At 74.2% G+C, this 23,964-nt stretch carries 20 protein-coding genes and 1 riboswitch; of the genes, 12 read left to right on the top strand and 8 right to left on the bottom strand.

Going from position 1 to position 23,964, the window contains the following annotated elements; translation table 11 throughout:
- Positions 1-6: 6 nt before the first annotated feature.
- The 4 genes from AC0VX0_RS09760 to AC0VX0_RS09745 all read left to right on the top strand — a co-directional run bounded on the left by AC0VX0_RS09760 (position 7) and on the right by AC0VX0_RS09745 (position 7,615).
- Positions 7-3,651 (top strand): bifunctional proline dehydrogenase/L-glutamate gamma-semialdehyde dehydrogenase, encoded by a 3,645-nt coding sequence (locus tag AC0VX0_RS09760; protein WP_355504460.1) that lies wholly within the window; start codon positions 7-9, stop codon positions 3,649-3,651.
- A gap of 19 nt (positions 3,652-3,670) precedes the next feature.
- Positions 3,671-4,252, top strand: coding sequence for an acyl-CoA thioesterase (locus AC0VX0_RS09755; protein ID WP_036338752.1), 582 nt, complete (start codon positions 3,671-3,673; stop codon positions 4,250-4,252).
- Between the two features lie 13 nt (positions 4,253-4,265).
- Positions 4,266-6,278: an FMN-binding glutamate synthase family protein gene (locus AC0VX0_RS09750; RefSeq protein ID WP_355504462.1), complete on the top strand. Its 2,013-nt coding sequence runs from the start codon at positions 4,266-4,268 to the stop codon at positions 6,276-6,278.
- A gap of 116 nt (positions 6,279-6,394) precedes the next feature.
- Positions 6,395-7,615, top strand: a complete 1,221-nt coding sequence (locus AC0VX0_RS09745; protein ID WP_355504464.1) for an MFS transporter — start codon at positions 6,395-6,397, stop codon at positions 7,613-7,615.
- Positions 7,616-7,678: 63 nt separating this feature from the next.
- On the opposite strand, the gene AC0VX0_RS09740 is transcribed toward AC0VX0_RS09745, so the two are convergent.
- The gene (locus AC0VX0_RS09740; RefSeq protein ID WP_010080175.1) at positions 7,679-7,882 is read right to left on the bottom strand and encodes a cold-shock protein; all 204 of its coding nucleotides are present in this window, start codon (positions 7,880-7,882) and stop codon (positions 7,679-7,681) included.
- Positions 7,883-8,120: 238 nt separating this feature from the next.
- Positions 8,121-8,645 (bottom strand): flavin reductase family protein, encoded by a 525-nt coding sequence (locus tag AC0VX0_RS09735; RefSeq protein WP_078025502.1) that lies wholly within the window; start codon positions 8,643-8,645, stop codon positions 8,121-8,123.
- A 73-nt stretch (positions 8,646-8,718) separates the two neighbouring features.
- Positions 8,719-8,838, bottom strand: a riboswitch (SAM riboswitch).
- Positions 8,839-9,034: 196 nt separating this feature from the next.
- Here AC0VX0_RS09735 and AC0VX0_RS09730 point away from each other — a divergent pair.
- The gene (locus tag AC0VX0_RS09730) at positions 9,035-9,649 is read left to right on the top strand and encodes a hypothetical protein (protein WP_241252118.1); all 615 of its coding nucleotides are present in this window, start codon (positions 9,035-9,037) and stop codon (positions 9,647-9,649) included.
- A 47-nt stretch (positions 9,650-9,696) separates the two neighbouring features.
- On the opposite strand, the gene AC0VX0_RS09725 is transcribed toward AC0VX0_RS09730, so the two are convergent.
- Complete coding sequence (locus tag AC0VX0_RS09725; RefSeq protein WP_002855797.1) at positions 9,697-10,065, bottom strand: RNA-binding S4 domain-containing protein; 369 nt, start codon at positions 10,063-10,065, stop codon at positions 9,697-9,699.
- Between the two features lie 10 nt (positions 10,066-10,075).
- Positions 10,076-11,392: a histidinol dehydrogenase gene (hisD, locus tag AC0VX0_RS09720; protein ID WP_070709126.1), complete on the bottom strand. Its 1,317-nt coding sequence runs from the start codon at positions 11,390-11,392 to the stop codon at positions 10,076-10,078.
- Positions 11,393-11,526: 134 nt separating this feature from the next.
- Between hisD and AC0VX0_RS09715 the strand changes: the two genes are divergently transcribed.
- Positions 11,527-13,104, top strand: a complete 1,578-nt coding sequence (locus AC0VX0_RS09715; protein ID WP_161787802.1) for a mechanosensitive ion channel family protein — start codon at positions 11,527-11,529, stop codon at positions 13,102-13,104.
- A 16-nt stretch (positions 13,105-13,120) separates the two neighbouring features.
- On the opposite strand, the gene AC0VX0_RS09710 is transcribed toward AC0VX0_RS09715, so the two are convergent.
- Both AC0VX0_RS09710 and AC0VX0_RS09705 read right to left on the bottom strand, forming a co-directional pair.
- Positions 13,121-13,657: a universal stress protein gene (locus AC0VX0_RS09710; protein ID WP_060774870.1), complete on the bottom strand. Its 537-nt coding sequence runs from the start codon at positions 13,655-13,657 to the stop codon at positions 13,121-13,123.
- Between the two features lie 73 nt (positions 13,658-13,730).
- On the bottom strand, positions 13,731-14,546 hold the full coding sequence (locus AC0VX0_RS09705) for an MBL fold metallo-hydrolase (protein WP_070708537.1): 816 nt from the start codon (positions 14,544-14,546) through the stop codon (positions 13,731-13,733).
- Positions 14,547-14,558: 12 nt separating this feature from the next.
- Between AC0VX0_RS09705 and AC0VX0_RS09700 the strand changes: the two genes are divergently transcribed.
- From AC0VX0_RS09700 to AC0VX0_RS09680, 5 genes are all read left to right on the top strand, one after another.
- Positions 14,559-15,710: a glutathione S-transferase family protein gene (locus AC0VX0_RS09700; RefSeq protein ID WP_336638540.1), complete on the top strand. Its 1,152-nt coding sequence runs from the start codon at positions 14,559-14,561 to the stop codon at positions 15,708-15,710.
- Positions 15,711-15,910: 200 nt separating this feature from the next.
- Positions 15,911-16,678 carry a LamB/YcsF family protein gene (locus AC0VX0_RS09695; RefSeq protein ID WP_145015394.1) on the top strand — a complete coding sequence of 256 codons (768 nt, stop codon included), beginning with the start codon at positions 15,911-15,913 and terminating at the stop codon, positions 16,676-16,678.
- A complete protein-coding gene (locus tag AC0VX0_RS09690; protein WP_336638539.1) occupies positions 16,675-18,435 on the top strand; it encodes a 5-oxoprolinase subunit B/C family protein in 1,761 nt (586 codons plus the stop codon). The genes AC0VX0_RS09695 and AC0VX0_RS09690 overlap by 4 nt, the downstream gene beginning before the upstream one ends.
- A complete protein-coding gene (locus tag AC0VX0_RS09685; RefSeq protein WP_102708536.1) occupies positions 18,432-20,207 on the top strand; it encodes an acetyl/propionyl/methylcrotonyl-CoA carboxylase subunit alpha in 1,776 nt (591 codons plus the stop codon). Before AC0VX0_RS09690 ends, AC0VX0_RS09685 begins: the two co-directional genes overlap by 4 nt.
- Positions 20,204-20,911, top strand: a complete 708-nt coding sequence (locus AC0VX0_RS09680) for a GntR family transcriptional regulator (RefSeq protein WP_095694948.1) — start codon at positions 20,204-20,206, stop codon at positions 20,909-20,911. The genes AC0VX0_RS09685 and AC0VX0_RS09680 overlap by 4 nt, the downstream gene beginning before the upstream one ends.
- 22 nt (positions 20,912-20,933) lie before the next feature.
- On the opposite strand, the gene AC0VX0_RS09675 is transcribed toward AC0VX0_RS09680, so the two are convergent.
- Entirely contained in the window at positions 20,934-21,746 is an 813-nt protein-coding gene (locus AC0VX0_RS09675) for a putative hydro-lyase (protein ID WP_102708537.1), read from the bottom strand.
- A complete protein-coding gene (locus AC0VX0_RS09670) occupies positions 21,739-23,022 on the bottom strand; it encodes an NRAMP family divalent metal transporter (RefSeq protein WP_041104497.1) in 1,284 nt (427 codons plus the stop codon). The genes AC0VX0_RS09675 and AC0VX0_RS09670 overlap by 8 nt, the downstream gene beginning before the upstream one ends.
- 169 nt (positions 23,023-23,191) lie before the next feature.
- On the opposite strand from AC0VX0_RS09670, the gene AC0VX0_RS09665 reads away from it, so the two are divergent.
- Positions 23,192-23,947, top strand: coding sequence for a VIT1/CCC1 transporter family protein (locus AC0VX0_RS09665; protein WP_396829981.1), 756 nt, complete (start codon positions 23,192-23,194; stop codon positions 23,945-23,947).
- Positions 23,948-23,964: the final 17 nt, after the last annotated feature.

The following is a 23,964-nucleotide window of genomic DNA, read 5'->3' as shown; positions in this document are numbered from 1 at the left end:
GCGGCCATGACCGCGATGTTCTCCGCCCAGGACCACGACGATCTCGACCGGGTCCTCGGCGCGACCGGCGGGATCCCCGACCCCGCCGACCTGCACGCCCTCGCCGACGACGCCGTCGCGCAGGTGCGGCGTTGGCTCGCCGAGTCCCGCGACCATGAGGCCGACTTCGCGGCCCGCCAGCTGGCGGGCGCCCTGAAGGAGCCGGGCGGCCTCGACTTCATCGTGCGCTTCGTGGACCACGTGGTCCGCCCCGAGGACCCCGCGATCGCCGCCCGGGCGCTGCGGGAGCTCGCCGGCCGCGCCCCCGGCTTCCTGCCCCCGGCCCTGCGCGCCGTCCTCGGCGTCGGCGGCCGCGCGGCCCCGCTCGTGCCGCGCATCGCCGTCCCCACGGCCCGCCGCGTGCTGCGGCGCATGGTCTCCCACCTGATCGTCGACGCGCGGGACCGGCAGCTCGGCAAGGCCATCGCGGCCCTGCGCGACGAGCACACCCGGCTGAACATCAACCTGCTGGGCGAGGCGATCCTCGGTCAGGGCGAGGCGGACCGCCGACTCGAGGGCATCGCCGCGCTGATCCGCCGCGACGACGTCGACTACGTGTCCGTCAAGGTCTCCGCCGCCACCGCCCCGCACGCGCCCTACGCGTTCGACGAGGCCGTCGCGGACATCACCGAGCGGCTCACCCCGCTGTTCGAGCTCGCCCGGGATCGGGACACCTTCATCAACCTGGACATGGAGGAGTACCGCGACCTCGACCTCACGCTCAACGTGTTCACCGCCCTGCTCGAGCAGCCGGGCCTGCGCGACTACGAGGCCGGCATCGTGCTGCAGGCCTACCTGCCGGACGCGCTCGCGGCCATGGTGCGCCTGCAGGAGTGGGCCGCGCGCCGCGTCGCCGCCGGCGGCGCCCCGGTCAAGGTGCGCGTGGTCAAGGGCGCCAACCTGCCCATGGAGCGGATGCAGGCCTCCCTGACGGGCTGGCCGCTGGCCACGGTGGGCTCGAAGCAGGAGGCGGACACCAACTACAAGCGCGTGCTCAACTACGCGCTCACCCCGGAGCATCTGGCCCACGTGCGCATCGGCGTGGCCGGGCACAACCTCTTCGACGTGGCCCTGGCCCACCGGCTGATCGAGCGCCGTGGCCTCGACCCGGCCGCGGTGGAGTTCGAGATGCTGCTCGGCATGGCCACCGGCCAGGCCGCCGCCGTCCGGGCGGACGTCGGCGCCCTGCTGCTCTACACGCCCGTGGTGCGGCCCGAGGAGTTCGACGTGGCGATCTCCTACCTCGTGCGCCGCCTCGAGGAGGGCGCCTCCCCGGAGAACTTCATGTCCGCCGTGTTCGACCTGGACGCGGACGCGGACCTGTTCGCCCGCGAGGAGGAGCGCTTCCGCGCCTCGCTGCGCCACCTGGACGCGGCCGTGCCCCGTCCGAACCGCCTCCAGGACCGGTCCCGCGGGGAGGACGGGCCGACCCCCGCCCCCGTGGACGGCTTCGCCAACACCCCGGACACGGACCCCGCGCTGCCCGGCAACCGGGGGTGGGCCCGCCGGATCCTCGCGGCCGTCCCGGGCTCGGACCTCGGGACGGACACCGTCCGCGCCCACCGCGCCACCACGGCCGACGACGCCCGCGCCGCCATCACCGCCACCGCCGACCCCGGCGCCCGCTGGGGTGCGCTCACCGGCCACGAGCGCGCCGACGCGCTGGACGCCGTCGGACGGGCCCTGCACGCCGGCCGGGCCCGCCTGCTGGAGGTGGCCGCCGCCGAGACCGGCAAGACCCTGGACCAGGGCGACCCCGAGGTCTCCGAGGCCGTGGACTTCGCGCACTACTACGCGCGCCTGGCCCGCGGCCTGGACGCGGTGGAGGGCGCCCGCGCCGTGCCCGTCCGCCTGACCCTGGTGATCCCGCCGTGGAACTTCCCCGTGGCCATCCCGGTCGGGGGCGTCCTCGCCGCGCTCGGCGCCGGCTCGCCCGTGGTGTTCAAGCCGGCCCCGCAGTCCGAGCGGACGGGCGCGGTCGCGTGGGAGCTGATCGTGGCCGGGCTGCGGGACTCGGGCCTGTTCGACGACGGCGGCCCGCTCGCCGGGCACGACCCCGCGGACCTCGTGCGCCTGGTGACGCTGGCGGACGAGGACGAGGCGGAGGTCGGCGCGGCGCTCGTGACCGACCCGGCCGTCGAGCGGCTCATCCTCACCGGCAGCTGGGACACCGCACGGCTGTTCAAGGGGATGCGCCCCGACCTGCACCTGCTCGCCGAGACCTCCGGCAAGAACGCCGTGATCGTGACCCCGTCCGCGGATCTGGACCTGGCCACGAAGGACGTGGTCCAGTCCGCGTTCGGTCACGCCGGCCAGAAGTGCTCGGCGTCCTCCCTCGTGGTGCTCGTCGGCTCCGTGGCCACCTCCGAGCGCTTCCACCGGCAGCTGCTGGACGCCGCCTCGTCCCTGCACGTGGCGCACCCCGCGGACCCGCGCGCCGAGATGGGCCCCGTGATCGAGGCCCCCGGCGAGAAGCTGCGCCGCGGGCTCACCGAGCTCGGCCCGGGGGAGCGGTGGGCCCTGCGCCCGCGGCCGCTGGACGAGACGGGTCGCCTGTGGAGCCCGGGCATCCGCTCCGGCGTCCGCCCCGGCGCCGACGCCCACCTCACCGAGTACTTCGGCCCCGTGCTGGCCGTGATGACGGCCGAGACGCTCGAGGAGGCGATCGGGATCGTGAACGCCGTGGACTACGGCCTCACCTCCGGGCTGCACTCGCTGGACCGGGAGGAGATCGACGTGTGGCTGCGCGGCGTGCGCGCCGGCAACCTCTACGTGAACCGCGGCATCACCGGGGCCATCGTGCGCCGCCAGCCCTTCGGCGGCTGGAAGCGTTCCGTCGTCGGCCCCACCACGAAGGCCGGCGGGCCGCACTACCTGCATGGCCTCGTGGACTGGGAGGACGCGCCCACGTGGGCCGGGGGAGAGGGACGGCCCGGGGCCGAGGCCGACGGTGCGGGCGCATCCTGGCTCGAGACCGCCCGCGCCCTCGACACCCACGCGTGGACCACCGTGTTCGGGGTGGCCACGGACGTCTCCGCGCTCGAGGCCGAGCGGAACGTGCTGCGTCACGTCCCCACCCCGGTCCTCGTGCGCCGGCACTCGGGGCCCGCCGACCACCTGCTGCGCATCGTCTCCGCCGGCCTGCGCGCCGGGGCGCCCATGACCGTGAGCCTGCGCCCGACCCCCACCGCGGAGGGGCCCGACGCGGACGGGCTCTCGGCCGAGGCCGTGCGCGGCCGGGTGGAGGAGCTGGTCCGGTCCGTCCGCACGGAGGGTGCCGGCACGTCCGCGCCGGTGGACGTCGTCGTCGAGGACGACGCCGCGTTCCACGACCGCGCCCGGCGGCTGGCCCTCATCCCGCCCGCAGCGGAGGGCGGCGGCGACGCACGGATCCGGCTCGTCGCCGACTGGACCGGCGACCGGGAGGCGGCCGAGGCGGCGCGGCGCGCGCTGCACGCGGCGCTCGGCGACACCCCCGACGTGGCGGTCTACGCTGGCCCCGTGGTGAGCGCCGGCGAGGTGGAGCTGCTGCCGTTCCTGCACGAACAGGCCGTGTCCGTGACCGCCCACCGGTTCGGCACGCCGGACCATCTGACCGAGGGGGTCCTGTGACCCCGAGGAGGAACCTCCGATGCATCTGATCCCCCGCACGATCTGGGTCGTCGCCCGCGCCCGCCGCCGCCCGCGCGCCGGACTCTGGGAGCCGACGACGCTGCCGATGCGCGCCCTGCCCACGGACGTGGACATGGCCCTGCACGTCAACAACGGCCAGTACTTCGGGCTGTTCGACCTCGGCCGCTTCGACGCGATGGTCCGCACCGGCCTGTGGGACGAGATCCGCCGTCGCGGCTGGACGCCCGTGGTGCAGGCCGAGCAGATTGCGTTCCGCCGCTCGGTGACCCTGGGGCAGCGGTTCGACGTGGAGACGCGGATGATCGGCCTGGATGAGCGCGCAGTGTGGTTCGAGCAGCGCGTGGTGGTCGACGGCGACGTCGCGGTGCGCGCGTACATCTGCACGCGCCTGCGCACGAAGGACGGCCGCCCCGTGGAGAACGACGAGGTCCGGGCGATCGCGGCGGCGGCCGGCCACGACCTCGCGGGGGAGCCGACGCTGCCGGAGTGGCTGCACGAGTGGCGGCGCAGCGTGGCCCTGCCGTCGGCCCGGACGCCCCTGCCCCACACGTGGGACCTCGACACAGTGCGGCGAGGATGAACGTTCGAGTGATATGGGGCACGATGGTCGGGTGAACAACAGACTCCTGATCGTCGCGACCCTCTCGCTGGCCGCGCTCGTCGTCGTGCTGGTGGCCGCCATCGGCGGCGGCGCGTGGTGGGTGCTGGCGGTGCTCCTGGTGGCGCTGCTCGTGCTCGCCGTGTGGGACATGACCCAGAAGCGGCACGCGATCCTCCGCAACTACCCCGTGCTCGGCCACATGCGGTATCTGCTGGAGTCGATCCGCCCCGAGATCCAGCAGTACTTCATCGAGCGCAACTTCGACGGCAAGCCGTTCGACCGGGACACCCGCTCGATCGTCTACGCCCGTGCGAAGGGCCTGGACAGCCACAAGGCGTTCGGCACCGAGCGGGACACCTCGGAGATCGGCTACGAGTTCCTGTTGCACTCCACCGCCCCGGTCAACCCGCCGGAGGAGCCCCCCACGGTGCGGATCGGCGGCCCGGACTGCCGCCGGCCCGTGGACATCTCGCTGATGAACATCTCGTCCATGTCCTTCGGCTCCCTCTCCGCCAACGCCGTGATCGCCATGAACAAGGGCGCCGGCCTGGGCGGGTTCATCCACGAGACCGGCGAGGGCGGCCTCACCAAGTACCACCGCGGCAACGGCGCGGACCTGTTCTGGGAGATCGGCTCCGGCTACTTCGGCTGCCGCAACGAGGACGGCACCTTCAGCCCGGAGAAGTTCGCCGAGAAGGCGCTGCTGCCCGAGGTCAAGGGCATCACCATCAAGATCTCCCAGGGCGCGAAGCCCGGCCTGGGCGGCATGCTGCCCAAGGAGAAGATCTCCCCCGAGATCGCCGAGGCCCGTGAGATCCCGATGGACAAGGACTGCCTGTCCCCGGCGTCCCACTCCGCGTTCCGCACCCCGCGCGAGATGGTCAGGTTCATCGAGCAGCTCCGTGAGCTCTCGGACGGCAAGCCGATCGGCATCAAGTTCTGCGTGGGCTCCCGCGTGGACGTGCTGGCCATGACCAAGGCCATCTGGGAGGAGCGGATCGCCCCCGACTTCATCATCGTGGACGGCTCCGAGGGCGGCACCGGCGCCGCCCCGCTCGAGTACTCGGACCGCGTGGGCACCCCGCTGACCGAGGGCCTCATGCTCGTGCACAACGCGCTCGTGGGCACCGGCCTGCGCCACATGATCAAGCTCGGCGCGGCCGGCAAGGTCGCCACCGGTTCGGACATCGTCAAGCGTCTGATCCAGGGCGCGGACTTCACCATGTCCGCCCGCGCGATGATGATGGCCACCGGGTGCATCCAGGCGCAGAAGTGCCACACGAACGAGTGCCCCGTGGGGGTGGCCACGCAGGACCCGCGTCTGATGCGCGCCCTCGACGTGGAGGACAAGGGCAACCGCGTCTTCAACTACCACCGCCTGACCGTGCGCGAGGCCGTGCAGATCATGGCGTCCATGGGCCTGACGCATCCGTCCCAGCTGAACACCCGCATGCTGCGCCGCCGCGTGGACCACCTGAGCACCCGCTCGTACGCGTCCATCTACCACTGGCTGCGCACGGACGAGCTGCTCAACGACCCGCCCGCCGGCTGGGCCATGGACTGGGAGGAGGCGGACGCGGACCACTTCGGCGAGCACGCCCGCGTGGACTACCTCACCGAGCGCGACCCCCAGTGGCGCTCCGAGCTGCTGATCCCGGGCCGCAAGGCGGCCGGCGCCCCCGTGCAGGGCTCCCCCATCTCCGGGACGGGCTCCACGCTCGTCGACGCCCGGCGGACCGAGTCCGTGCCGCTGACGACGTCGCCGATGCCGCGCGTCAGCTCGTTGGGTGAGGGTGAGTCGCTGTCCCCGCACGGCGGCCGTCGTCGGGCCCCGCAGGATCCGGCACCCGCCGCCACCGCCGGCGAGACGCCCACCGACGAGAACGAGGGCCTGCCGGCGGAGGCCGGCGAGCGGCCCGAGCGCCAGGACGGCGAGGAGGTCACCCAGCGGGGGACCACCGGCCGCGTCGAGGGCGAGCACCGCGGCGAGGGCCGCGTCGGCTGACCCACCCCCGCAGTCACCCCCGCTTTCGAGGCGGGAAATCCACCTCACACGACGCCCCCGGGCGCCCATGAGATAGATTTCCCGCCTCGTCGCGTGAGGGGTCGTAGCCTGGGGCCGTGACCCTGCCCGCCCCCGCCGCTCGCCGCCCCTCCGCGGCCCTGCTGTGGGTGCTGCTGGCGGCGATGGGCGCCGGGCCCCTGTTCAACTACGGCGTCTCCGCCTCCTCCACGGTCGTGATGGAGCGGCTCGACGTCACCTCGGGCCAGCTCGGCACCGTGATGACGGTCGTGTTCGCGGCGGCCGCCGTCACCTCGCTCGGCCTCGGCCGGGCCGCCGACCGCCTGTCCGCCCGCGCACAGCTGAGCATCATCTTCGGCGGCACCGCCGCGGCGCTCGTGCTCGGCGCCGTCGCCCCGTCCCTGCCCGTGCTGTACGCGGCGGCCGCCGTCGCGGGCGTCACGCAGGCCATCTCCAACCCCACCACGAACCGGATCATCCGGACCGTGGTGCCGCCGGAGAGGCGCATCGGGTGGGTCGGGGTGAAGCAGTCCGGCGTGCAGGCGGCCCAGCTGGTCGGCGGCCTGTTCTTCCCGGCCGCGTCCCTCGCCCTCGGCTGGACGGGCGCCGCGCTGGGGGCCGCGGTGCTCATCGGGGCGCTCTGGGTGCTCGCGCTGGTCGCCGCCCCGCCGCTGCCCGGGGCGCCGCCGCCGGCCACCGGCCCCGTCGGCGGACGACGACGGCGGGACACCTCGCCCCTGCCGGCCACGGTCTGGTTCTTCGCGGCGATCGCGTTCCTCACCGGCCTGGGCATGCAGGCCACGAACACGTACCTGCCGCTGTTCGCGGTCGAGACGCTGGGGATGACGCTCGTGGCCGGCGGTGCCGCGGCGGCCGTGTCCGGGGTGGTGGGGGTGCTCTCCCGGATCGGGTGGAGCCGGCGGATGAGCTCCGGAGACCGGCCCACCACCCTGCTGACCGTGATCTGCCTGGGTGCCGTGGCCGGCGTCCTGGTGTTCCTCGCAGCGGACCTGCTGGATCTGCCGGTCCTGCTGTGGGTGGGCGCCGCGGTGCACGGCCTGACGGTGCTGGGCGCCAACGTGGTGATCAACGCGGGCCTGTTGAGCGAGGTGCCGGCCGAGCGGCTGGGCCGTGCGACCGGGGCGAACTCGATGGGCATGTACGCCGGCTTCGCCCTGGGCCCGCTGCTGATGGGCCTGCTGCGCGACGTCACGGGCGACTACCGGGCCGGCTTCGCGGTCGTCGCGGCCGGGTATCTGCTGGCCCTGGGCGTGGTGCTGCTGTTGCGTCGCCACGTGGGTCGGCGGGGCGCGGCCTGACACACGACGACGCCCCCGGTCCGTGTGGACCGGGGGCGTCGGAAGCCGTGCGTCAGGCGAAGATCAGAGCTTCGTCACGTTGGCGGCCTGGAGGCCCTTGGGGCCGTCCTGGGTCTCGAACTCGACGCGGTCGTTCTCCTGGAGCTCCTTGAAGCCGTTGCCCTGGATGGCGGAGAAGTGCACGAACACGTCCGCGGAGTTGTCCTCGGGGGCGATGAAGCCGTAGCCCTTCTCAGCGTTGAACCACTTGACAGTACCGACAGCCATGATGGTGTCCTTTCGATGTGCCCCCGCGGTGCGGTGGCGGTGTTGGACCGCGGCCCGGATGTGGGACGCGGGTGAAGCGGCGAGACTGAACCGCTTGCCCAACACTCATCGACGCCGGCGATGCCGGGCTGACGAGCAGTGAAGATGGCGGGATACAGCTTGATCAACTTCAGGCTCCATCATTGCACGGATCTCGCCGACCGGGAACCAGGGGCCTGATTGTTCACCTGGAGTTCGCTCAGAGCGCGCGCAGGCCGTGGAAGAGGTTGCGGTGCAGGGCGGCCGGGGGAGCGGCGTCCGTGTGATCCGCGAAGGCCGTCACCTCCAGCAGCACCACCGTGTGGTCGCCCGCCGGGACCTCGGCGTGCACCCGCGTCTCGAGCCAGAGCGAGGAGCCCCCGATCAGCAGGGCGTCATGCGGGCTGCGGTGCACGTCCAGACCGGCGAAGCGGTCGCCCTCGCGGGAGGCCAGCTGACGGCACAGCGGCGTCTGGTCCGCCGCGAGCAGGGAGACGCCGATCGCCCCGGCCCGGCGCAGGCGCGGCCAGGTGCGGGAGCTGTTCTGTGCGGAGAAGGACACGAGGGCCGGCTCCCAGGAGATGCCCACGCCGAAGGACGAGGACACCATCACCTCGGGGACGTCGTCGGCGAGGCCCGCCAGCGCGACGACCCCGGTGGGGAATGCCGAGAGGCCGGAGCGGAGGTTGCCGAGGGACAGGTCGGTGTCCCACGCGGCGGTGTGGGGTTCGTGGGTCAGGGTCATGGCGCGCGTCCTCTTCCGATGACTGACGCGGCTCCGCAGACGGCGGGAACGCGGATCGCCCGGATCCGCGGAGGCGCGGTACTTGCCCGTCGGGGTGTCCGAGGGGCCGAATCATCACCTGGAGCACCCCACTACTGCGTGAGAGGGTTGCCGTCCCGCCGGCCAGGGCCGTGAATGACGGGAACTCGTGATTCTGGGGATCAGCCTACGGAGGGGTCCGTGGGGTGGTCAAAGCGCGGCGGTCGCGCGGCGTCATCCGAGCTGCCCGATGTGATGCTTGACACACCGCGCATCCCCAGTCAGGATCAAGCCACTCGAGAGGGGGGAGCTCGAGACCGCGGCCCGCGGCCCCCGCAGACGGTTCTCTTGGAAGGGATCGGATCATGCGGATGGACATCAAGAAGAAGCGTGCGGCATTGTCGGCCGCCGTGGTCGTCGCGGCTCTCCTCGGCACCGCCATCTCGGGATGCTCCGCTTCCCCGGGCAGCGTCTCCTCCACCGCGAAGGCCTCCACCGCTGCGGCGTCCTCCGTCACCCCGACGTCAGCGGCCCCCTCGGCAACCCGGTCGGCCTCCGCCACCGGTTCGTCCGCGTCGTCACCCGCCGGTGAAGAAGCACTCCCCGCCGCGCTGTTCGAGGAGGACGGGATGACGTTGGTCGAGTACACGCGCCGGCATCCGGATGCGGACCATCTCGACCCGGAGAAGGAGTCCGTCCTGGAGGAGGCGGTCGGGACGGGCACACAACAGATCACCGTGGACGCTCAACAGGGTGCGGTCCTTCGGGTCATCGTGCTGTGTCCTTCGGATGCCACCGGTGAGACGGAGATCCTGACCTCACGGGGTGGCGGGGGAACGAAGACCTGGATGGCCGGATCGGAGGCGCTGTGCGGCGGCTGGTCGGCGGCGACTCCCCCCGTGGATGAGGCGGGGCCGATGACGTTCACCGTCACGGTGGACAACGACAAGCCGTTCCGGATGGTGCTGACCGCACCCTCCGCATGAGGCCGCCATCACGACGGCGGATGACGGCGCGGGGAGGACTGAGTCGCTCAGCGTCGGTCGCGGCCGCGCAGCGCGTCCAGCTGCCGGCGGTCCCGTTTGGTGGGCCGGCCCGCGCCCCGCTCGCGGTACGGCACCGCGAGCAGCTCACGCGGCACGGGCGGCGGGGAGTGGTCCACGTACTGCTGCCGGGCCACGGGGGCACCCACCCGCTTGGCGATCAGCCCCGTGACCTCGAGGATCCGCTCGCGTCCGTCCTGGCGCACCCGCACCCGGTTCCCGACGACGACGGGCGTCGCCGCCTTCACGGGCTCGCCGTCGATGCGCACGTGGCCTGCGCGCACCGCCGCCGTCGCGGCGGACCTGGTCTTGTACAGCCGCACGGCCCACAGCCACGCGTCGATGCGGACGCCGCTCACGCCCGCCCCCTCACGCGAAGCGGGCGCGGATCGCGGCGCCGTGCGCGGGCAGGCGCTCGTCCTCGGCCAGCACGCCGATCCCGTCCGCGACCTCCTCGAGCCCGGTCTCCGTGTAGCGGATGCGCTGCTGCAGGCGCAGGAACGTCACCGTGTTCAGACCGGAGGAGTGCCGGGCCGTCCCCGAGGTGGGGAGCACATGGTTGGACCCGGCCGAGTAGTCGCCCAGCGGCACGGGGGCGTGCGGGCCCACGAACACGGCGCCGGCGTTGCGGATGCGCCCCACGAGGGCCTCGGGGTCGCGCGTCTGGATCTCGAGGTGCTCGGTGGCGTAGCGGTCGGAGACCTCCACGGCCTGGTCCATGTCCCGCACCAGCAGCACGCCAGACTGGGGGCCGGTGAGGGCCTCGCGGATCTGATCCTCGTGGAACGCCCCGGGCACCTGCGCCTCGATCGCCGCCTGCACGTCCCGGAGCAGGTCCTCGGAATCGGTGATGAGCACGGAGGCGGCCAGCGGGTCGTGCTCGGCCTGGCTGATCAGGTCCGCGGCCACCCAGTCGGCGCGGGCGGTGCCGTCCGCGATCACGGCGATCTCGCTCGGCCCGGCCTCGGCGTCCACGCCGATCACGCCCTGCAGCGCGCGCTTCGCGGCGGCCACGTACACGTTGCCGGGCCCCGTCACCAGGTCGACGGGCGCGCAGAGCCACCCGCCGTCGTCGTCCTGGACGCCGTGCGCCAGCATGGCCACGGCCTGGGCGCCGCCGGCCGCGTAGACCTCGTCCACACCCAGCAGCGCGCACGCGGCGAGCACGGTGGGGTGGGGCAGGCCGCCGTGGTCCCGCTGCGGGGGCGAGGTCACCGCGAGGCTCCCCACGCCGGCCGCCTGCGCGGGCACCACGTTCATCACCACCGAGGAGGGGTACACGGCGCGGCCGCCGGGCACGTACAGGCCCACGCGGCCCACGGGGAGCCAGTGGTTCTCGACGACGGCGCCCTCGCCCAGCTCGACCGTCGAGTCCTGGGGGTGCTGGGCGGCGTGCACGAGCCGGGCCCGGCGGATCGACTCCTCCAGCGCCGCGCGCACCCGCGGGTCGAGCCCGGCCAGGGCGGCCTCGAGCGCCTCCGCGGGCACGCGCAGGGCGGGCGGACGGACGCCGTCGAACCGCTCGGCCAGCTCCAGCAGGGTCTGCTCGCCACCGTGGCGGACCTGCTCGATGATCGGGGCGACCACCGGCACCACGGAGGACACGTCCACGTTCGCCCGCGGGATGATGCGGGACAGGTCCGCGGTGGCGGTGTCGAGCGGGCGCAGGTCGGTGACGGAGAGCACGGATTCCTCCAGAGGGGCGGCGGCGGGCCGGCGGGACGGGGCACGACGACGGCCGGGCCCGGACCGCGCGGACGGTCAGGCTCCATTGTGCTCTTCTCCGGGGCGCGTCCGGGGGCGGGTGTCAGACTGTCGTCATGGTCCTCCCCGTCCTGCCCGCCCTCGCGACCCCGCCCCTGCTGACCGCCCTGGACCGCCTCCTGGCGGGCGAGACCGTGCCGACCGGGGTGGAGGGGGACATCCAGGACGGGGCGGCCGCCACCACCCGGGCCTTCGGCGTGGAATGGGGGACGCTGCTGACCGTGCTGATGGCGTTCGCGATCGGCGCGGCGGTCGTGTACCTGGCCCTGCAGGTGGCACGCGTCGTGCTCGTGCGCCGCCCCGCGTTCCAGCACGGCGCCGCCCGGCTGAGCCTGCCGGCCGCCGTCGCCGCCGGCCTGCTGGCCTCCCGGATCTGGCTCGGGGTCATGGCCGAGGAGCAGACCTGGTACCGGCCGGCGTCGTTCCTCTTGCTCATCGCCGTGGCCGCGGCGGTCGCATGGGCCGCGTGGCGCCTGGTCGGCGTGATCGAGAAGGGGATCCTCGGCCGCTACCAGGAGACCAGCGTCGAGCACCGCCGCGAGCGACGCATCCGGACGCAGACCATCCTGATCCGGCGCATCCTCAACGCGGTGATCGTGGTGGTGGCCGTCGCCGTGGTCCTGCTGGGGGTGCCCGAGGTGCGCTCGCTCGGGGCCGGTCTGCTCGCCTCCGCCGGTGTGATCTCGGTGATCGCCGGCCTGGCCGTGCAGTCCACGCTGACCAACGTGTTCGCCGGCTTCCAGCTCGCCTTCACGGACGCGATCCGGGTGGGCGACGTGGTGGACATGGAGGGCGTGTTCGGCACCGTCGAGGAGATCACCCTGTCCAACGTGGTGCTCAAGCTCTGGGACGGTCGCCGCATGGTCTACCCGTCCTCGCACTTCACCACCCAGCCGTTCGAGAACTGGACGCGGGTGGGCACCGAGGTCTCCGGCGTCGTGGAGCTGGACGTGGACTGGCGCGTGCCCATGGACGTGCTGCGCGCACGACTCACCCAGCTGCTCGAGTCCACGGACCTGTGGGACGGACGCGAACACGCGCTGCAGGTGACCGACGCGACCGGCGGCGTCGTGCGCATCCGCGCCGTGGTCTCCGCCCGCAACTCCGGCGACCTCTGGGACCTGCGCTGCCTCGTGCGCGAGGACCTCGTGGCCTTCCTGCGCCACGAGCACCCCGAGGGCATCGTGGTGCAGCGCATGGTGGTCCGGCACCCCGCCCACGACGACGCGGCGCCCGCCTCCGAAGGCTCCGACGCGGGGGCCCGCGGTGGCGACCGGACGGGTGAGCCGGGCCCGGACGGCTCCGGGGTGGCGGCCCGCGAGCCGCGCCCGCACACCGCGCCGCTGCCGCGCGTCGACGGCGCCGATCCGCGCCCGGACACCCTCACCACACCGCTGACCCGCGTGGGCGACCACTCCGGCCTGTACACCGGCTCGATGACGGCGGTGCAGCGCAACCGCGAACTCGCCGGCCCGGGCGAGGAGGCGTTCGCCGAGCGGCGCGCCCAGCGGGCCAAGCAGGCGGCGGAGGCCGCGGCGGCGGACGAGGCCGGGCGGCGCAGCGGCGCCGGCTCCCACGCGGACGGCCTCCTCGACGACGCCGTCACGCGCCGCCGTCAGGACGACGAGGACTGAGGCCCGGCGGGAGCGCTCAGCGCTCGAGCGTCGGGTCCCCGGGATCGACGGGCGTGAGCCGACGCCGCTCGGCCATCGGCTCGGACGCGGGCAGGCCGTGGGTGGCCGGGTCCGTCTCGGCGACGTGGCTCACGGCCTCGGGCGTGTGGTCCCCGTACTGCCGGTACTCCTTCACGCACAGCACGGGCTGATCGATCTCCTGCAGCAGCTCGTCCGAGACCGATCCCATGACGAACCGGCCGAAGCCGCCGCGGCGGCGCACGCCGATGACCACGATGGACGGGTCCAGCTCCGCGGCCACGTCCTTCATCTCCTCCACCGTGGACCGGCCGCGCGCGTACTGGCGGAACTCGGCCGTCACGCCGGAGGCGTCCAACCGGGCCTGCACGCCGCGCTGCTGCTCCTCCGTGACGAGGGACTTGGTGCGGTGCTCGCCGCCGGGGCCCGCATTGACCACCACCACGTGCTCGCCGGTGGAGCGGGCGATGTCCAGGGCGGTGTCCAGAGCGGCGTCCGCGGCCTTCGAGGGGGCGTAGCCGACGAGGATGGTCATGGGGTGCCTCCGCGGGGTCGAGGGGACGGGTCTGAGGTCAGCGTAGTGCGGGCCGGGCCCGCGGCGGAGGGGCTCAGCCCTCGCGCAGGTGGCGCAGGTGCGCGGCCACCGTCTGGACGGCCACGCGGGCCACGGTGCCGGTGAGGCCGGGGTAGATGCGCGGGGCCAGGTCCTCGGGCGTGATCGTCGCCGCCTCGGTCTCGGGCAGCGCGGCCAGGGCGGCGCGGATCTGCTCCAGGCGGCCCTCGCGGTGGTGCCGGTAGTCGCGGGCGACGACGTCCAGCGGCCCCGGCACGGGCCCGTGCGCGGGCAGCACCGTGAGCGGGCCCGCCGCCTCGAGGCGGCGCAGGCTGGCCAGGTAGTCGGTGAGGGTGCCGTCCGGGTGGTCGAGCATGGTGGTGCCCGAGCCGAGGATGGTGTCGCCCGTGATGACCGCGCCGTGCGCGCCCGCGTCCGGGACGGCGAACGAGTAGGAGTCCGAGGTGTGGCCCGGGGTGTGCCACGCCAGCATCGGGGTGCCGGCGGCGTCGATCCGTTCGTCCGGCGTCAGGACGGCGGCCCCGCCGCGGCACCAGTCCGGGTCCGCGGCGCGCACGGGGGCGCCCGTGGCCGCGTGGAAGGCGTCCACCCCGCCGGTGTGGTCGGCGTGCCGGTGCGTCACCAGGATGAGCGCGATCCGGCGCCCCTCGGCCGCCGCACGGACGCGCTCGAGGTGGGCGGCGACGTCGTCCTCCGGACCCGGGTCCACCACGACGGCCGCGTCCGAGTCCGGTGCGGCGACCACGTACGTGTTGGTGCCCGCGAGGGTCATCGGGGAGGGGTTCTGGGCGGTCACGCAGCGCACCAGCGGGGCGGGCGTGGGGCCGGGCGTGGCGGTGGTCGTCGTCATAGGCTCGAGTGTATGGAGAACCAGCAGACCGGCCAGGCCGCGGACCGCGGCACCATCGACACGCGCGAGGGGTTCACGGGCAACTACGTGCAGTCCGGGGCGGAGTTCACGCGGGACACGAACTACATCGCGGACCGGATCGTGGCGGATCCGGAGGCCGTGCGGGCCCTGCCCGTGGCCGAGCCGTCCACGGTCGGCCGCGTGGGCGGCGGGCTCACCGAGGGGGCCGAGGCGTGGCCCGTCGAGGCGGGCCGCTACCGGCTCGTGGCGGCGCGGGCGTGCCCGTGGGCGAACCGGACGATCATCGTGCGGCGCCTGCTCGGCCTGGAGGACGCGATCTCGCTGGGCACCCCGGGGCCGACCCACGACGAGCGGTCCTGGACCTTCGACCTCGACGAGGGCGGGAAGGACCCCGTGCTGGGCACCGAGCGGCTCCAGGAGAACTACTTCACGCGGTTCCCGGACTACCCGCGGGGCATCACGGTGCCGGCGATCGTGGACGTGCCGACGGGCGGCGTCGTGACCAACGACTACCCGCAGATCACCCTCGACCTCTCGACGGAGTGGACCGCGTTCCACCGCGACGGCGCCCCGCAGCTGATCCCCGACGCCGGGCCGGAGCGGGACGAGATGTTCGAGGTGATCGAGCGCGTGTTCACCGAGGTGAACAACGGCGTGTACCGGTGCGGCTTCGCGGGCTCGCAGGAGGCGTACGACGCCGCGTACGAGCGGCTGTGGGCCGCGATGGACTGGCTCGAGGAGCGCCTGTCGACGCGCCGTTTCCTGATGGGGGAGCGGATCACCGAGGCCGACGTGCGGCTGTTCACCACGCTCGTGCGGTTCGACCCCGTGTACCACGGGCACTTCAAGTGCAACCGGAACAGGCTGACCGAGATGCCGGCGCTGTGGGGCTACGCGCGCGACCTGTTCCAGACCCCGGGCTTCGGCGACACGATCGACTTCGCGCAGATCAAGGAGCACTACTACGTGGTGCACGAGGACATCAACCCGACGCGCATCGTGCCCGCGGGCCCGGAGCTGACGAGCTGGCTGAGCGAGCACGGGCGTGAGGCGTTCGGCGGGGACCCGTGGGGCGGCGGCACCGCACCCGGGCCCGTGCGCGAGGGCGAGCGCGTGGACCCGGAGCACACGCCGCTGCGGTGAGGTCGCCCGGCCCGGTCCGCAACGCGGGTTGAGTTGTCGCGGGTCCCGGGCTGGGACACCCGCGACAACTCAACCCGCGTTGGCATGTGGTGCGGGTGAGCGCCAGCAGGACGCGCCGGGGATTGTTGAACAATCATCCTTCATGCCTCAAGATTGTGTGACCGGCACCTCAGCCGGGCCCGATCCGAGAGGACTGCACCGTGTCTCACGCGCCGCAGATCGACCTGAACTCCGACGTCGGCGAGTCCTTCGGCTCGTGGACGATGGGGGACGACGCCGCCATCATGCCCTCCGTCTCCTCTGCCAACGTCGCGTGCGGCTTCCACGCGGGCGATCCCTCGGGGATCGCCCAGACCTGCCGTGACGCGGTCGCCGCAGGCGTCACGATCGGCGCGCACGTGGGCTACCGCGACCTCGCCGGCTTCGGCCGCCGCTTCCTGGACTGCACGCCCACCGAGCTGGCCGACGACGTCCTCTACCAGATCGGCGCCCTCGACGCGCTCGCCCGCGCGGCCGGCGGCCGGGTCCGCTACGTGAAGCCGCACGGCGCCCTCTACAACACGATCGTCCGTCACGAGGCGCACGCCCAGGCCGTCGTCGACGGCGTCAGGGCGTTCGGCTCCGACCTCCCGCTGCTGCTCCTGCCCGGCTCCGTCGCCCTGGACAAGGCGGCCGCCGCGGGGCTGCGCGGCGTCGCCGAGGCCTTCGCGGACCGCGGCTACAACCCGGACGGCACGCTCGTCTCCCGCCGCGAGCCCGGCGCGGTCCTCCACGACGAGGACGCCGTCGCCGCCCGCATGGTGCGCCTGGCCACCGAGGGCGTCGTCGCGGCGGTGGACGGCACGGACGTGCGCGTCGACGCCGAGAGCATCTGCCTGCACGGCGACACGCCCGGCGCCGTGGCCATGGCCGCGGCCGTGCGCCGCGCGCTCGAGGGCGCGGGCGTGTCCATCAAGGCCTTCGCATGAGCGCCCCACGTCACCCCGCCGCCACACCGCCGGCCCGCCCGATCCGCTGGGTCGGCACGCAGGGCTTCCTCGTCGAGTGCGCCTCGCTCGAGGACGTCATGGCCGTCCACGCCCACCTCACGGCCCACCCGGCGCGCGGCCAGCGCCAGGTCATGGCCGCCGCCGCGACCGTCCTGGTGACCTTCACCTCGCAGGCCGCCGCCGAGCACGCCGCACCGCGGGTCAGCACCCTCACCCCGGACACCGGTGAGCTGACGGGGGGCCGCATAGTCGAGATCCCCGTGGTCTACGACGGTGAGGACCTCGCCGAGGTCGGCCGGCTCACCGGGCTCGGCGTCGACGGCGTCATCCGGGCCCACAGCGAGGCCGACTGGTTCGCCGCGTTCGGCGGCTTCGCGCCGGGGTTCATGTACTGCGCCTCCGAGGCGGCCCCGTTCGAGGCGCCCCGTCGCAGCTCGCCCCGCACGGCCGTCCCGGCAGGCGCCGTCGCCGTCGCCGGGGCCTTCTCCGCCGTCTACCCGCGCACCTCGCCCGGCGGCTGGCAGCTCCTCGGACACACCACCGCGGCCCTGTGGGACCTCGGCCGCGAGCAGCCCGCCCTGCTGCAGCCCGGCGACCGTGTCCGCTACGTCCCCGTGCGCCCGACGGCGTCCGTCACCTCCGGCACGGACGCGGCGGTCGACGCCACCCCGCCCGCCGACGCCGCGGCCGGCCTCCCGTCCGTGGCCGGCCGCCGCGGCGTCACCGTCGTGGACCCGGGGCTCCTGACCCTGGTCCAGGACCTGGGCCGCCCGGGCCTGGGCGACCTCGGCGTCGTCGCGTCCGGCGCGGCCGACCGGGACGCGGCACGCCAGGCGAACCGGCTCGTGGGCAACCGCTCACGCGAGGCGGTGCTGGAGACCGTCCTGGGCGGCCTCACCCTCACCGCGCACGGCCACCAGGTGATGGCCCTGGCCGGCGCCGAGGCCGGCGGGACGATCACCGCGGCCGACGGCGCCACGCGCCGGGTGCCCGCCCGCACCCCGTTCGTCGTGCTGGACGGCCAGACGCTGACGGTGGACGAGCCGGTCGGCGGCCTGCGCGTGTATGTGGGCCTCCGGGGCGGGATCGACGTGCCGCCCGTGCTCGGCAGCCGCTCGACCGACACCCTGTCCGGGCTCGGCCCCGCCCCGCTGACGGCGGGGGACCGCCTCGCCCGTCGCGCCGGCCCGGATGCGAGGGGCGCCGCCGGCGCCTCCGCCGCGAGCCCGACCGCCGCCGGCGTCCCCGCCTCGGAGGAGGTCGGCGTCGTGATGGTGGGGGACCCGGAGACCGCGCTGCGCCCCATGCCCGCGCCCGGCCAGGTGGCCGTGCTGCGCGTGGTCCCCGGCCCCCGCGACGACTGGTTCGGCGAGGCGGGCCTGGAGCGCCTGTTCACGCAGGACTGGGACGTGAGCCAGCAGACCGACCGGATCGGCGTGCGCCTCACGGCCCCCGACGACGGCGCGCCGCTCGAGCGCGTGCGGGAGGGCGAGCTGAAGTCCGAGGGCGCCGTGCGCGGCGCGCTGCAGGTGCCGCCCTCGGGTGAGCCCGTCCTGTTCCTCTCCGACCATCCGGTCACCGGCGGCTACCCGGTGATCGGCGTCGTGGCCCGCGCGGACCTCAGCCTGGCGGCCCAGCTGCCGCCGGGCGCCCGCGTCCGCTTCGTCCCCCATCCCCGCCCCGGCGCCGAGACCGTCGTCGACTCCGCATCGCCCTCCGAGGAGACCCCCGCATGACCACCACCCCCGCCGCCCGCCCCGTCACGCGGGTGCTCATCGCCAACCGCGGCGAGATCGCCGTGCGCGTGGCCCGCGCCGCCCGCGACCACGGCATCGCCTCGATCGCCGTCTACTCGGATCCGGACGCCGACGCCCTGCACGTGGCCGTCGCGGACGAGGCCTTCCACCTGCCGGGCGCGTCCTCGGCGGACACCTACCTGAAGATCGACGCGGTCCTCGACGTCGCCCGCCGCGCCGGCGCCGACGCCGTGCACCCGGGCTACGGCTTCCTCTCCGAGAACGCCGACTTCGCGCAGGCCGTGATCGACGCCGGGATGACCTGGATCGGCCCGTCGCCGGACGCCATCCGCGCCCTCGGCGACAAGATCACCGCCCGCTCCCTCGCCCAGCAGGCGGGCGCCCCGCTCGTGCCGGGTTCGGACGGCCCCGTGCCGGACGCCGCCGCCGCGCGCGCGTTCGCCGAGGAGCACGGCCTGCCGATCGCCATCAAGGCGGCCTTCGGCGGCGGCGGCCGCGGCATCCGCGTGGTGCGCGAGCTCGGCGACGTCGAGGACGCGTTCGAGGCGACCGTCCGCGAGGCCGTCGCCGCGTTCGGCCGCGGCGAGTGCTTCGTGGAGCGCTTCCTGGACCGCCCCCGCCACGTGGAGGCCCAGGTCCTCGCCGACGAGCACGGCCACGTGGCCGTGCTCGGCACCCGCGACTGCTCCCTGCAGCGCCGCAACCAGAAGCTCGTGGAGGAGGCCCCGGCGCCGTTCCTCACGGACAAGCAGCGCGAGCGCATCCACACCTCCGCCCGCGAGATCTGCCGCGCCGCCGGGTACACCGGGGCCGGCACGGTCGAGTACCTCGTGGCCCCGGACGGCCTCATCAGCTTCCTGGAGGTGAACACCCGCCTGCAGGTGGAGCATCCGGTCACCGAGGAGGTCTTCGGCGTGGACCTGGTGCGCGAGCAGTTCCGCGTCGCCGCCGGCGAGCCGCTGAGCATCCCCGAGGACCCGACGCCGCGCGGCCACGCCCTCGAGTTCCGCCTCAACGCCGAGGACCCGGCGTACGGCTTCCTGCCCGTGCCCGGCCCGATCGACGCGTTCGAGGCCCCCACCGGCCCCGGGGTCCGCATGGACTCCGGCGTCCGCACCGGCTCCGTGGTGCCGGGCGAGTACGACTCCCTGCTCGCCAAGCTCATCGTGTGGGGCGAGGACCGCGCCCAGGCCGTCGCCCGCGCCCGCGACGCCCTGGCCGAGCTGCGCATCGACGGCGTGCCCACCGTGGTGCCGTTCCACCGCGCCGTGCTCGAGCAGGACGCCTTCACCTCGGGGGACCGCCTCGGCGTCTACACCACGTGGATCGAGTCCGAGTTCGCCGAGCCGCTGGCCGAGTCCCCCTACCTGAGCGCCGAGGTGCCCGCCGGCGGCCGCACCGCCGTCACCGTCGAGCTGGACGGCCGCGCCGTGCGCCTGGGCCTGCCCGCCGATCTCTACGCGGCCCTCCTCGGAGGCGGCGGCGCGGGTGCCGCGGCCCCGGCCGGCGCTGCCGGCGCCGGGAAGCCCGACGACGACGGCGCCGTGGCCTCGCCGGTCACCGGCACCCTGGCCTCGTGGAAGGTCGAGGACGGCGCCGAGGTGGTCGAGGGTGACACGGTCGCGATCGTCGAGGCGATGAAGATGGAGACGCCGATCCGTGCCCCGCGTGCGGGCCGGATCCAGCTCCTCGTGGCCGAGACCCCGGCCTCGGTGACGCGCGGCCAGGCGATCGCCCGGCTGGGGGCGTGAGGGTGCCGGCGCGCGGCGGTGTCACCGGGGAAGGCCTCGCGCCCGGCGTCGGCGGCGGCGAGTCCGCCCCGGCTCCGGCTCCCGTGGCCGCGGCCGCACAGCTGCGGCAGCGGATCGCGGCGGCCGGGCTCGTGCCGGGGGAGCGACTGGGAGAGGTGGCGCTGGCCGCCGAGCTCCAGGTCAGCCGCAACAGCCTGCGCGAGGCGTTCACCATGCTGGCCTCGGAGGGCCTCGTGGAGCGCCGGCCGCACCGCGGGGTGTTCGTGGCGGCGCCGGGTCCGGAGGACGTGCGTGGGCTGTACCGCACGCGTCGGGTGATCCAGCTCGGCGCCCTCGAACACGGCGAGCTCACCCCCGGTGCGGCGCGCCAGCTGCGCTGTGCCCAGGACCTGCTCTCGGGCGGCCCGGACACCCCCGCGCGGGTCCTGGGCGACGCCAACCATCGCGTCCACGTCGGCATCGTGGACCTGGCCGGCGCCCCCGAGCTCACGCGGCTCATGGCGTCGGTGCAGGCCCGCGTGCGCCTGGCGTTCCATCCCATGGACGAGCAGACGCGCCTGCACGTGCAGTTCGCGGACCGCAACCGGTGGATCGTGGAGCGGCTGCTGGCCGGCGACCTCCCCGCGGTGCACGCCGTGTTCGGCGACTACCTGGACGAGGCGGAGCAGTTCGTCCTGGCGCACCTCGCCGCCGTGGGGGACTGACCGCCTCCCCGGGCCCGGACGGTCACGGGACCTGGAACATCCGGTCCGGCAGGTCCGTGATGAGCATGTGCCCGGGCGCGTGCGTGATGGCCAGCGGCGGGCGGGACTCCATGATCGCCGCCTGCGGCGTCACCCCGCACGCCCAGAACACGGGCAGGTGGCCCTGCGGGACCTCGACGGCGTCGCCGAAGTCCGGTGCCGACAGGTCCGTGATCCCGAGGCCGGCCGGGTCGCCCACGTGCACGGGCGCGCCGTGCACCGCGGGGTAGCGGGAGGTGATGCGCACGGCGTCGGCCACGCGGTCGGCGGGGATGGGGCGCATCGAGACCACGAGCGGGCCCGAGAGGCGGCCCGCCGAGGCGCAGCGCCGCGTGGTGCGGTACATCGGCACGTTCACGCCGGCGTCCTGGTGGGCCATCCGGATGCCCTCGGCCACCAGGGCGGACTCGAAGGTGAACGAGCAGCCGATCACGAACGTCACGAGGTCGTCCCGCCACACGTCGAGCAGATCCGTGGGGCGGTCCGTCTCGACGCCGTTGCGGTACACCACGTACTGCGGCACGTCCGTGCGGACGTCGCCGTCCAGCGCGGGGCCGTTGACCTCGCCGGCCTCGAACACGCCGAGCAGCGGCAGGGCCTTGGGGTTGCGCTGGGCGAAGAGCAGGACGTCGTAGGCGTGGTCCTGCGGGATCGAGACGAGGTTCGCCTGCGCGTAGCCGTCGGCGATCCCCGAGGTCGGCCGCACGAGCCCCGCGCGGAACCGCTCGCGGGCCTGCGCGGGGGTCGTGGCGGCGTCCAGCGGCGGCAGCGGCGTCGTCGTGGTCATCTCAGGCACCGGTGATCATCTCGACCATGGGGATGAACCCGCGCACCGCGATGAACACGGACACGATCCACGCGAGCGCGCCGATCACGAGCAGCCACCCGGGGTAGCGGTAGCCGTGCAGCAGGTCGCGGCGGCGCCAGGCCACGTACAGGAGGGCGGCGAAGCCGACCGGCAGGATCATGCCGTTGAACGCGCCGGCGAACACGAGCAGCGTCTGCGGTGCCTGGCGCAGGGCCAGGTAGAGGGCGGTGCAGACCACGATGAAGGCGACCGTCAGCAGGTTGCGGGTGCGGGCGCTGGTGGTGGAGCGGGTGACGAAGCTGATCGAGGTGTACGACGCACCGATCACGGAGGTGACGGCGGCGGCCCACAGGACGATGCCGAACATGCGCAGGCCGATGTCGCCGGCGGCGGCCTGGAAGGCGGAGGCAGCCAGGTTGTCCTTGGACAGCACCGCGCCCGAGGCGACGACGCCGAGGATCGCCAGGAACAGGAGGGCGCGCATCAGGCCGGTCACGAGGATCGAGGCTACGGAGCTGCGGGTGATGTCCTGGACGTCGTCCACGCCCTTCACTCCGGAGTCGATCATGCGGTGGGCGCCCGCGTAGGTGATGTAGCCGCCGATGGTGCCGCCCACGAGGGTGACGATCACGAAGAAGTCGACCTCCTCCGGCATCACGGACTGGCGCAGGGCCTCGCCCACGGGCGGGGCGGAGGTGATGGCCACGTACAGCATCAGCAGGATCATGACGGCGCCGAGCGCCACCACGATCCGGTCCAGGGCCACGCCGGCGCGCTTGGAGAGGAAGATCAGCAGCGCGATGAGCGCGGAGACGCCGCCACCGATCAGGGGGTCGACGCCGAGCATGGCGTTCGCGCCGAGGCCGGTGCCGGCGATGTTGCCGATGTTGAAGACCATGCCGCCGAGGAACACGAGCGCGGCGAGGACCCAGCCGAGGCCGGGCAGGACGCGGTTCGCCAGCTCCTGGGCGCGCATGCCGGAGACGCCGATGACGCGCCACACGTTCATCTGGACGGCGATGTCGATGAGGATCGAGACCAGGATGGCGAACGCGAACGCGGCGCCCATCCGGACGGTGAACGTGGCGGTCTGCGTGATGAAGCCGGGGCCGATGGCCGAGGTGGCCATGAGGAACATGGCGCCGAGCAGTGCGGTGCGCCGGGTGGCGCTCGCGGCACGGGAGTCCGTCTTCGGTGCGGTGCCCGAGGGGGTCGAGCCGTCCGGCCCGGCGTGGGGGATGTCTGCGTGGGACACGGTGGTCACCTTCGTCGAGGGCGCCAGGCGAGGTGACGGGCGTCACGAGGCGCTGGGGGAGACGGTAGCTGTTGTTGAACAATCCTGGCAACAGCGAGACCGGGTGTCGTGGCGTCCCCGCCCGAAGGAACGCCTCACCTGCCTGGCGCGCCCCGCCCCACGCCGCGACCATGGAGACATGTCGCACACGTCTGAACAGTCCTCGCCCCGGGCCGATCAGCTCCCGCCGGGCGGTCCCGACGAGCCGCACGCCGCCGGCGGCGTGCATGCCCGCCTCAACTGGCTCCGCGCGGGCGTGCTCGGCGCCAACGACGGCATCGTGTCCGTCGCGGCCACCGTCGTCGGTGTCGCCGGTGCGACGACGGCGCTCACCCCGATCCTGCTGGCCGGCGCCGCCGCCGTGGTCGGCGGCGCGTTCTCCATGGCGCTGGGCGAGTACGTGTCCGTCTCCTCGTCCTCCGACTCGCAGAAGTCGCTGATCGCCAAGGAGCGCCGTGAGCTCGAGGAGGATCCCGAGGGCGAGCTGGAGGAGCTCGTGCAGCTCTACGAGGCGGACGGCCTGAGCCGGGCCACGGCCGAGGCCGCCGCGCGGGAGCTCACCGAGAAGGACGCGCTCGCCGCGCATCTGCGCATGGAGCTGGGCATGGCGGAGGAGGACGTCGTCAGCCCGTGGGCCGCCGCCGGAGCGTCCTTCCTCGCGTTCCTCGTGGGCGCGCTGCTGCCCTTCCTGACGGTCGTCCTGGCGCCGGTGGGCCTCCGCGTCCCGTTCACGTTCGGCGTCACCCTCGTGGCCCTCGCCGTCACCGGCTGGGTCGGGGCCCGGCTCGGCGACGCGCCCGCGCTGCGGGCGGCCGTGCGCGTCGTCCTCGGCGGCGCCCTGGCACTCGGCCTGACCTTCGCGGTGGGCTCGCTGCTGGGGGCGTCGGTCGCCTGATCCGCGCCGGAAGGGGT

Source organism: Micrococcus sp. iso_26 (genome assembly GCF_056172975.1).
The sequence above is the reverse complement of the archived record's forward strand: the minus strand, read 5'-3'. Positions and strand labels throughout refer to the sequence as shown.

Excerpts from the sequence above, each read along its gene's own strand:
- AC0VX0_RS09685 (WP_102708536.1), top strand. The coding sequence starts at position 18,432 with ATGACCACCACCCCCGCCGCCCGCCCCGTCACGCGGGTGCTCATCGCC.
- AC0VX0_RS09750 (WP_355504462.1), top strand. The coding sequence starts at position 4,266 with ATGGGGCACGATGGTCGGGTGAACAACAGACTCCTGATCGTCGCGACC.
- AC0VX0_RS09715 (WP_161787802.1), top strand. The coding sequence starts at position 11,527 with ATGGTCCTCCCCGTCCTGCCCGCCCTCGCGACCCCGCCCCTGCTGACC.
- AC0VX0_RS09665 (WP_396829981.1), top strand. The coding sequence starts at position 23,192 with ATGTCGCACACGTCTGAACAGTCCTCGCCCCGGGCCGATCAGCTCCCG.
- AC0VX0_RS09730 (WP_241252118.1), top strand. The coding sequence starts at position 9,035 with ATGGACATCAAGAAGAAGCGTGCGGCATTGTCGGCCGCCGTGGTCGTC.
- AC0VX0_RS09740 (WP_010080175.1), bottom strand. The coding sequence starts at position 7,882 with ATGGCTGTCGGTACTGTCAAGTGGTTCAACGCTGAGAAGGGCTACGGC.
- AC0VX0_RS09700 (WP_336638540.1), top strand. The coding sequence starts at position 14,559 with ATGGAGAACCAGCAGACCGGCCAGGCCGCGGACCGCGGCACCATCGAC.
- AC0VX0_RS09710 (WP_060774870.1), bottom strand. The coding sequence starts at position 13,657 with ATGACCATCCTCGTCGGCTACGCCCCCTCGAAGGCCGCGGACGCCGCT.
- AC0VX0_RS09735 (WP_078025502.1), bottom strand. The coding sequence starts at position 8,645 with ATGACCCTGACCCACGAACCCCACACCGCCGCGTGGGACACCGACCTG.
- AC0VX0_RS09760 (WP_355504460.1), top strand. The coding sequence starts at position 7 with ATGACCGCGATGTTCTCCGCCCAGGACCACGACGATCTCGACCGGGTC.
- AC0VX0_RS09690 (WP_336638539.1), top strand. The coding sequence starts at position 16,675 with ATGAGCGCCCCACGTCACCCCGCCGCCACACCGCCGGCCCGCCCGATC.
- AC0VX0_RS09755 (WP_036338752.1), top strand. The coding sequence starts at position 3,671 with ATGCATCTGATCCCCCGCACGATCTGGGTCGTCGCCCGCGCCCGCCGC.
- AC0VX0_RS09705 (WP_070708537.1), bottom strand. The coding sequence starts at position 14,546 with ATGACGACGACCACCGCCACGCCCGGCCCCACGCCCGCCCCGCTGGTG.